Origin of the sequence: Streptococcus parasanguinis, from assembly GCF_001578955.1 — a bacterium.
GTDB lineage: Bacteria > Bacillota > Bacilli > Lactobacillales > Streptococcaceae > Streptococcus > Streptococcus parasanguinis_U.
Genome location: NZ_KQ969690.1, coordinates 385,114 through 392,013 on the forward strand (window position 1 = coordinate 385,114; position 6,900 = coordinate 392,013).

At 38.5% G+C, this 6,900-nt stretch carries 8 protein-coding genes; 4 read left to right on the plus strand and 4 right to left on the minus strand.

The genetic code is table 11. From position 1 onward, the window contains the following. The 4 genes from rlmD to msr(D) all read left to right on the plus strand — a co-directional run. A partial coding sequence (rlmD, locus tag SPADD19_RS05700) for a 23S rRNA (uracil(1939)-C(5))-methyltransferase RlmD (protein WP_128861591.1) occupies positions 1–1,335 on the plus strand: 1,335 nt, incomplete at its 5' end. Between the two features lie 514 nt (positions 1,336–1,849). After that, positions 1,850–2,020, plus strand: coding sequence for a hypothetical protein (locus SPADD19_RS05705; protein WP_000873143.1), 171 nt, complete (start codon positions 1,850–1,852; stop codon positions 2,018–2,020). A gap of 385 nt (positions 2,021–2,405) precedes the next feature. Then, positions 2,406–3,623 carry a macrolide efflux MFS transporter Mef(A) gene (gene mef(A) / locus SPADD19_RS05710; RefSeq protein WP_000417519.1) on the plus strand — a complete coding sequence of 406 codons (1,218 nt, stop codon included), beginning with the start codon at positions 2,406–2,408 and terminating at the stop codon, positions 3,621–3,623. 119 nt (positions 3,624–3,742) lie between these two features. Further along, positions 3,743–5,206, plus strand: a complete 1,464-nt coding sequence (gene msr(D) / locus SPADD19_RS05715; protein ID WP_000420315.1) for an ABC-F type ribosomal protection protein Msr(D) — start codon at positions 3,743–3,745, stop codon at positions 5,204–5,206. Between the two features lie 117 nt (positions 5,207–5,323). On the opposite strand, the gene SPADD19_RS05720 is transcribed toward msr(D), so the two are convergent. Genes SPADD19_RS05720 through SPADD19_RS05735 form a run of 4 tightly spaced genes read right to left on the minus strand, consistent with a single transcriptional unit; the run spans position 5,324 to position 6,568 of the window. Further along, the gene (locus SPADD19_RS05720; RefSeq protein ID WP_001072467.1) at positions 5,324–5,623 is read right to left on the minus strand and encodes a DUF5960 family protein; all 300 of its coding nucleotides are present in this window, start codon (positions 5,621–5,623) and stop codon (positions 5,324–5,326) included. Beyond that, complete coding sequence (locus SPADD19_RS05725; RefSeq protein ID WP_000567222.1) at positions 5,610–5,978, minus strand: hypothetical protein; 369 nt, start codon at positions 5,976–5,978, stop codon at positions 5,610–5,612. The genes SPADD19_RS05720 and SPADD19_RS05725 overlap by 14 nt, the downstream gene beginning before the upstream one ends. A gap of 12 nt (positions 5,979–5,990) precedes the next feature. Beyond that, positions 5,991–6,326: a DinB/UmuC family translesion DNA polymerase gene (locus SPADD19_RS05730; RefSeq protein ID WP_000806926.1), complete on the minus strand. Its 336-nt coding sequence runs from the start codon at positions 6,324–6,326 to the stop codon at positions 5,991–5,993. Beyond that, positions 6,323–6,568: a hypothetical protein gene (locus SPADD19_RS05735; RefSeq protein ID WP_001813542.1), complete on the minus strand. Its 246-nt coding sequence runs from the start codon at positions 6,566–6,568 to the stop codon at positions 6,323–6,325. The genes SPADD19_RS05730 and SPADD19_RS05735 overlap by 4 nt, the downstream gene beginning before the upstream one ends. Positions 6,569–6,900: the final 332 nt, after the last annotated feature.

Below are 6,900 nucleotides of genomic sequence, written 5' to 3' on the forward strand. Positions count from 1 at the left end.
GTAACCGTTGAGATTGTCGATTTGACACACGAAGGAGCAGGAGTGGCTAAGGTCGATGGCCTGGTCTTTTTTGTGGAGAATGCCCTGCCTGGAGAAGTCATCCGCATGCGTGTGCTCAAGGTCAACAAGAAGATCGGCTATGGAAAAGTAGAGGAGTACCTGGAAAAATCCCCTCACCGCAATGAAGAGCTAGACCTGGCTTACTTGCGAAGCGGCATTGCTGACTTAGGGCACCTAGCTTATCCGGAGCAGCTGAAATTCAAGGCCAAACAGGTCAAGGATAGCCTTTACAAGATGGCAGGAATCTCTGATATCGACGTTCCCTTGACTTTGGGGATGGACCATCCTGTTCAATACCGCAACAAGGCCCAAGTCCCTGTCCGTCGTGTCAATGGTCAGGTGGAGACAGGTTTCTTTCGCAGGAACTCTCATGATTTGATGCCGATCGAAGACTTCTATATCCAAGATCCAGTCATTGACCAAGTAGTCTTGGCACTTCGGGATTTGATTCGTCGTTTTGACCTCAAGCCTTATGATGAGCAGGAACAATCTGGCTTGATTCGGAACCTTGTCGTTCGTCGAGGACATCATTCTGGAGAAATCATGGTTATTTTGGTCACCACTCGTCCCAAGATTTTCCGTGTGGACCAGTTGATCGAGCAGCTGATCAAGCAATTCCCAGCCATCAAATCTGTTATGCAAAATATCAATGACCAGAATACCAATGCCATTTTTGGGAAAGAATGGCGGGTTCTCTATGGTCAAGATTACATTACGGACCAAATGTTGGGGAATAGCTTCCAAATCTCTGGACCAGCCTTTTATCAGGTCAATACCGAAATGGCAGAGAAGCTCTACCAGACAGCCATTGACTTTGCGGAGTTAAGAGAAGACGATGTGGTCATTGATGCCTATTCAGGAATCGGAACTATTGGATTATCTGTCGCTAAGCATGTTAAAGAAGTTTATGGTGTCGAAGTCATACGAGAAGCAGTAGAGAATAGCCAGAAGAATGCTAGCTTAAACGGCATCACCAATGCCCATTATGTCTGTGACACAGCTGAAAATGCCATGAAGAATTGGCTCAAGGAAGGCATCCAACCAACTGCAATCCTAGTCGATCCACCACGCAAGGGCTTGACCGAAAGCTTTATCAAAGCAAGCGCCCAAACAGGAGCAGACCGTATCGCCTATATCTCCTGTAATGTCGCCACCATGGCGCGTGATATCAAACTCTATCAAGAGTTGGGCTACGAGTTGAAGAAAGTCCAGCCGGTGGACCTTTTTCCGCAAACGCATCATGTTGAGGCGGTAAGTTTGCTAGTCAAGGAGTAAAACGACGAAGATTAGCATTTACTTCCGCCCATGCGATAGCTGTCCGTGATTGACAAGTGCTAGCACGCAGACAGAACGGAGATAGCGAACCGCTGAGTGTGTCGCTCTGCTCGTAAAAGCTTAGAAACCTTTGAACGAAAGGGATAATGAAAGCCTTGATTGCAAGGCTTTTTGCTTTATGGTGGGTAAGTATCAGAGTGAGAAAATTTTTGGAATGAGTAGAAGTGATAGCTAGAAATTATCAGTTTCTATTTCCATTTACCCTGTGGGTACGTGTTTGTTTCCATTGACAAGGAGTTTGTGGGAATAGAAATGTACCCACCTTGTTTGAATCAAGTGAAGTGTAGTTGAAGGAAATCTGTTGAAAGCAATACTTCATTTTACCGAATAAGTAATAATTTAGGCAACTTCAAATCGATTAAAAAAAACTATTTTAAAGGTTAAGAGTAGACAAAAATTGTCCACTCTTTTTTGCAAACTCAATTTATCAATAAATGAAATGAGGGAATGTAAAATGAAATATTTTGAGGTTGAGTTAGAAAATCCTGATGAATTTTTAAAACTACAAACAGAAGATTTTGTGAAAGCTAATCGCTTGCTACTAAGGAAGATAATCCAGAGCGTTACAGTCTATGAAGAAAACTTCGTCATATCCTTTAAATCTGGCATCGAATTGGAAGTATGAGTCTCATTCCATAACTTTTATATTGAACATATCATCTTGTTGTGTTATACTATAAATTGATATAAACAAAGATGTAGGAGGAACCGAAACTATGACAGCCTCAATGCGTTTAAGATAAGCTGGCAATAAAAAAAGCAGAATCTATACCCGATGATAGGCTTTTTTGTTGTGCTTATTTATACGATATTGAGCATTCATTAGTTACGGTGAGGATATTGGTTATTTAACTATACCTTTATTTAACTATGTCTTTAATATGAATGTTTCCAAATTGTATGTATGCAGACCAAAAGCCACATTGTGGGGTTTGGCCTGCATTTTTTATTGCCTAGAATGCTATTCAAAATAGAAATTCAAGCAAAATAATATGCAGGAGATAATATAAATGGAAAAATACAACAATTGGAAACGAAAATTTTATGCAATATGGGCAGGGCAAGCAGTATCATTAATCACTAGTGCCATCCTGCAAATGGCGATTATTTTTTACCTTACAGAAAAAACAGGATCTGCGATGGTCTTGTCTATGGCTTCATTAGTAGGTTTTTTACCCTATGCGATTTTGGGACCTGCCATTGGTGTGCTAGTGGATCGTCATGATAGGAAGAAGATAATGATTGGTGCCGATTTAATTATCGCAGCAGCTGGTGCAGTGCTTGCTATTGTTGCATTCTGTATGGAGCTACCTGTCTGGATGATTATGATAGTATTGTTTATCCGTAGCATTGGAACAGCTTTTCATACCCCAGCACTCAATGCGGTTACACCACTTTTAGTACCAGAAGAACAGCTAACGAAATGCGCAGGCTATAGTCAGTCTTTGCAGTCTATAAGCTATATTGTTAGTCCGGCAGTTGCAGCACTCTTATACTCCGTTTGGGATTTAAATGCTATTATTGCCATCGACGTATTGGGTGCTGTGATTGCATCTATTACGGTAGCAATTGTACGTATACCTAAGCTGGGTAATCAAGTGCAAAGTTTAGAACCAAATTTCATAAGGGAGATGAAAGAAGGAGTTGTGGTTCTGAGACAAAACAAAGGATTGTTTGCCTTATTACTCTTAGGAACACTATATACTTTTGTTTATATGCCAATCAATGCACTATTTCCTTTAATAAGCATGGAACACTTTAATGGAACGCCTGTGCATATTTCTATTACGGAAATTTCCTTTGCATTTGGGATGCTAGCAGGAGGCTTATTATTAGGAAGATTAGGGGGCTTCGAAAAGCATGTATTACTAATAACAAGTTCATTTTTTATAATGGGGACCAGTTTAGCCGTTTCGGGAATACTTCCTCCAAATGGATTTGTAATATTCGTAGTTTGCTGTGCAATAATGGGGCTTTCGGTGCCATTTTATAGCGGTGTGCAAACAGCTCTTTTTCAGGAGAAAATTAAGCCTGAATATTTAGGACGTGTATTTTCTTTGATCGGAAGTATCATGTCACTTGCTATGCCAATTGGGTTAATTCTTTCTGGATTCTTTGCTGATAAAATCGGTGTAAATCATTGGTTTTTACTATCAGGTATTTTAATTATTGGCATTGCTATAGTTTGCCAAATGATAACTGAGGTTAGAAAATTAGATTTAAAATAAACAATATTGGAGGAATATTTATGTATCTTATTTTCATGTAACTCTTCCTGCTAAAATCGCAGGGTTTTCCCTGCATACAAGCAAATGAAAGCATGCGATTATAGACAGGAGGAAATGTTATGGAATTAATATTAAAAGCAAAAGACATTCGTGTGGAATTCAAAGGACGCGATGTTTTAGATATAAATGAATTAGAAGTATATGATTATGACCGTATTGGTTTAGTAGGAGCAAATGGTGCTGGAAAAAGCACTTTACTCAGGGTACTTTTAGGAGAATTAACTCCCCCAGGATGTAAAATGAATCGTCTGGGTGAACTTGCCTATATTCCCCAGTTGGACGAAGTAACTCTGCAGGAGGAAAAAGATTTTGCACTTGTAGGCAAGCTAGGTGTTGAGCAATTAAATATACAGACTATGAGCGGTGGTGAAGAAACAAGGCTTAAAATAGCACAGGCCTTATCGGCACAGGTTCATGGTATTTTAGCGGATGAACCTACGAGCCATTTAGACCGTGAAGGAATTGATTTTCTAATAGGACAGCTAAAATATTTTACAGGTGCACTGTTAGTTATTAGCCATGACCGCTATTTTCTTGATGAAATAGTAGATAAAATATGGGAACTGAAAGATGGCAAAATCACTGAGTATTGGGGAAACTATTCTGATTATCTTCGTCAGAAAGAGGAAGAACGTAAGAGCCAAGCTGCAGAATACGAACAATTTATTGCGGAACGTGCCCGATTGGAAAGGGCTGCGGAGAAAAAGCGAAAACAGGCTCGTAAAATAGAACAGAAGGCAAAAGGTTCTTCAAAGAAAAAAAGTACTGAAGACGGAGGGCGTTTAGCTCATCAAAAATCAATAGGAAGTAAGGAAAAAAAGATGTATAATGCTGCTAAAACCCTAGAGCACAGGATTGCGGCCTTAGGAAAAGTAGAAGCTCCGGAAGGCATTCGCAGAATTCGTTTCAGGCAAAGTAAAGCATTGGAGCTCCATAATCCATACCCTATAGTCGGTGCAGAAATTAATAAAGTATTTGGGGATAAGGCTCTGTTTGAAAATGCATCTTTTCAAATTCCGTTAGGAGCAAAAGTGGCGTTAACTGGTGGTAATGGAATCGGAAAAACAACTTTAATCCAAATGATCTTAAACCATGAAGAAGGAATTTCTATTTCGCCTAAGGCAAAAATAGGTTACTTTGCACAGAATGGTTACAAGTACAACAGTAATCAGAATGTTATGGAGTTTATGCAGAAGGATTGTGACTACAATATATCAGAAATTCGTTCAGTGCTAGCATCTATGGGGTTCAAACAGAACGATATTGGAAAAAGTTTATCTGTTTTAAGCGGTGGAGAAATTATAAAATTGTTGCTTGCTAAAATGCTCATGGGTAGATATAACATCCTAATAATGGATGAACCCAGTAACTTCCTTGACATACCAAGTTTAGAGGCTTTGGAAATACTAATGAAGGAGTACACCGGAACTATCGTGTTTATCACCCACGATAAACGATTACTCGAAAATGTAGCAGATGTAGTTTATGAAATTAGAGATAAGAAAATAAATCTGAAACATTAAATTTAAGGTAGTCGCTGGTCAGTATAGTCTGTTCTGGTTGGCGACTCCATTGTTAAAGAGTATAAAGACTTTAGATTTTATGAATATTAAAAATAGGAACAGTCAATTGAACTGCTCCTATTTTTCTGCTAAATATATTGTAGTTTTCTTATATGTATAATGATAGATTAGCGGATTCTCATCTACGGTACTTACTTCAAATATGAAGAAGTGATCGCGGTTATCTCTGGACTTTTCCTTATTGAGGACAAAGTAATTCTTACGTGAAGTCGCCATTGTTTTTAGGATATCATCAGTTAGGAAGGTCAATGGAATATTCATGTTAGAGTAGCGGTAGAAGTCACGTTCAAAATCTTGGTAGCTCTCGCTATAATAGTCCATTTGTAGGTGATTACGCTGAAACTCAAGCTGATTCATAGAGCACCTCCTCGACAAGTTCAATACTAATAATGTCTTTTAATTTCAAATTGATGTGACCTGTTGTAGTTTTTATCAAAATGAAATCTTTGGTCAGACTTGGTATTGTTCCAGTGTAGGAAACACGCTTGTTTTTTTCAATCACTTGAATGCGTGTGCGTAGCTGCCCGGCGTATACTTGACTGAGGAGTAATAATTTCTTCTCTAGTGATAAGTCAGACATGTACGTTACTTTGTTTGTATCATCAGAGAGTGCTGATGCATGTTCAGATAGGAAAAAGCCCATCCATTTTTGCATCTTTGTATCCTGGTACTCTCTTGCTGATTGAAATGGTAAATATGAACGGTCAATCATATCAAATCCTTTCTATGCAGAGGCAAGGGTATTTTTATCAAATTGAATCGTAAAACCTTGAATTCCCCCACCTGTGTAACATTCTTTAAAGCGATTGATTACCTCAGTATAGATTATCACAGATGAGCTTGTTGGCTTAATGCTAAATGTAAATTCCAATGGTAATCGGTTTTCAGATTTAGCATGTACTAGTCGTATCGATATTTCAGTTGTTTTGAGTTTTCTCTGACGAAGTTTTGAAGTTGCTGTTTCAACGATTCCATGTAAAAATCTTTCAAGCATTTCAATATCATTACATCCTTTGCTACGGATTTCTGAAAATTGTACTGTATTTTTTTCTTGTTTCATTTTAATCCCTCCAATCCACCCGCGGAATGACCACCGATAAGTTTACTGCGTTCAATATTTCTGGAACCTTCAGTTAGGACGGTTCCTTTTTGTATGGCTAAAAAACCAAACTGTTCTCTGACAACATCAATAGCTGTCTGAAGTCTATTATCTTTTTCAATTTGTTCTACATCATCAAAGAGTGATAGTAGAGTATAGCTTTCATCTACGAAGCCACTATAAGATACACCAATTTGTCTCACTGCACCAGAGGTGTATTTTTTCGGAATAATACAAGTACATGACTCACCATTGTTTTGGGGAGATTTGCGGGTTCAATTTTATTCTGAGCATTTATAGATTTTTTCATCTCAGTCCTAGAATAGCCAATATGAATAGAAACGACAGTAGTCAATACTAGGGCTACTGTTCCGTTCCACAGTATCATTTAAAAATCATTTTCACACCCTTTCGTCTATTAGTATAGAAGAAAGCTCTCAGCACATGTTGAGTGTGTAGCTTTGCTGGTAAAAGCCTAGAAAACCTTGAACGAAAGGGATAATCGAAAGCCTTGATTGTAAGGCTTTTTATAGTT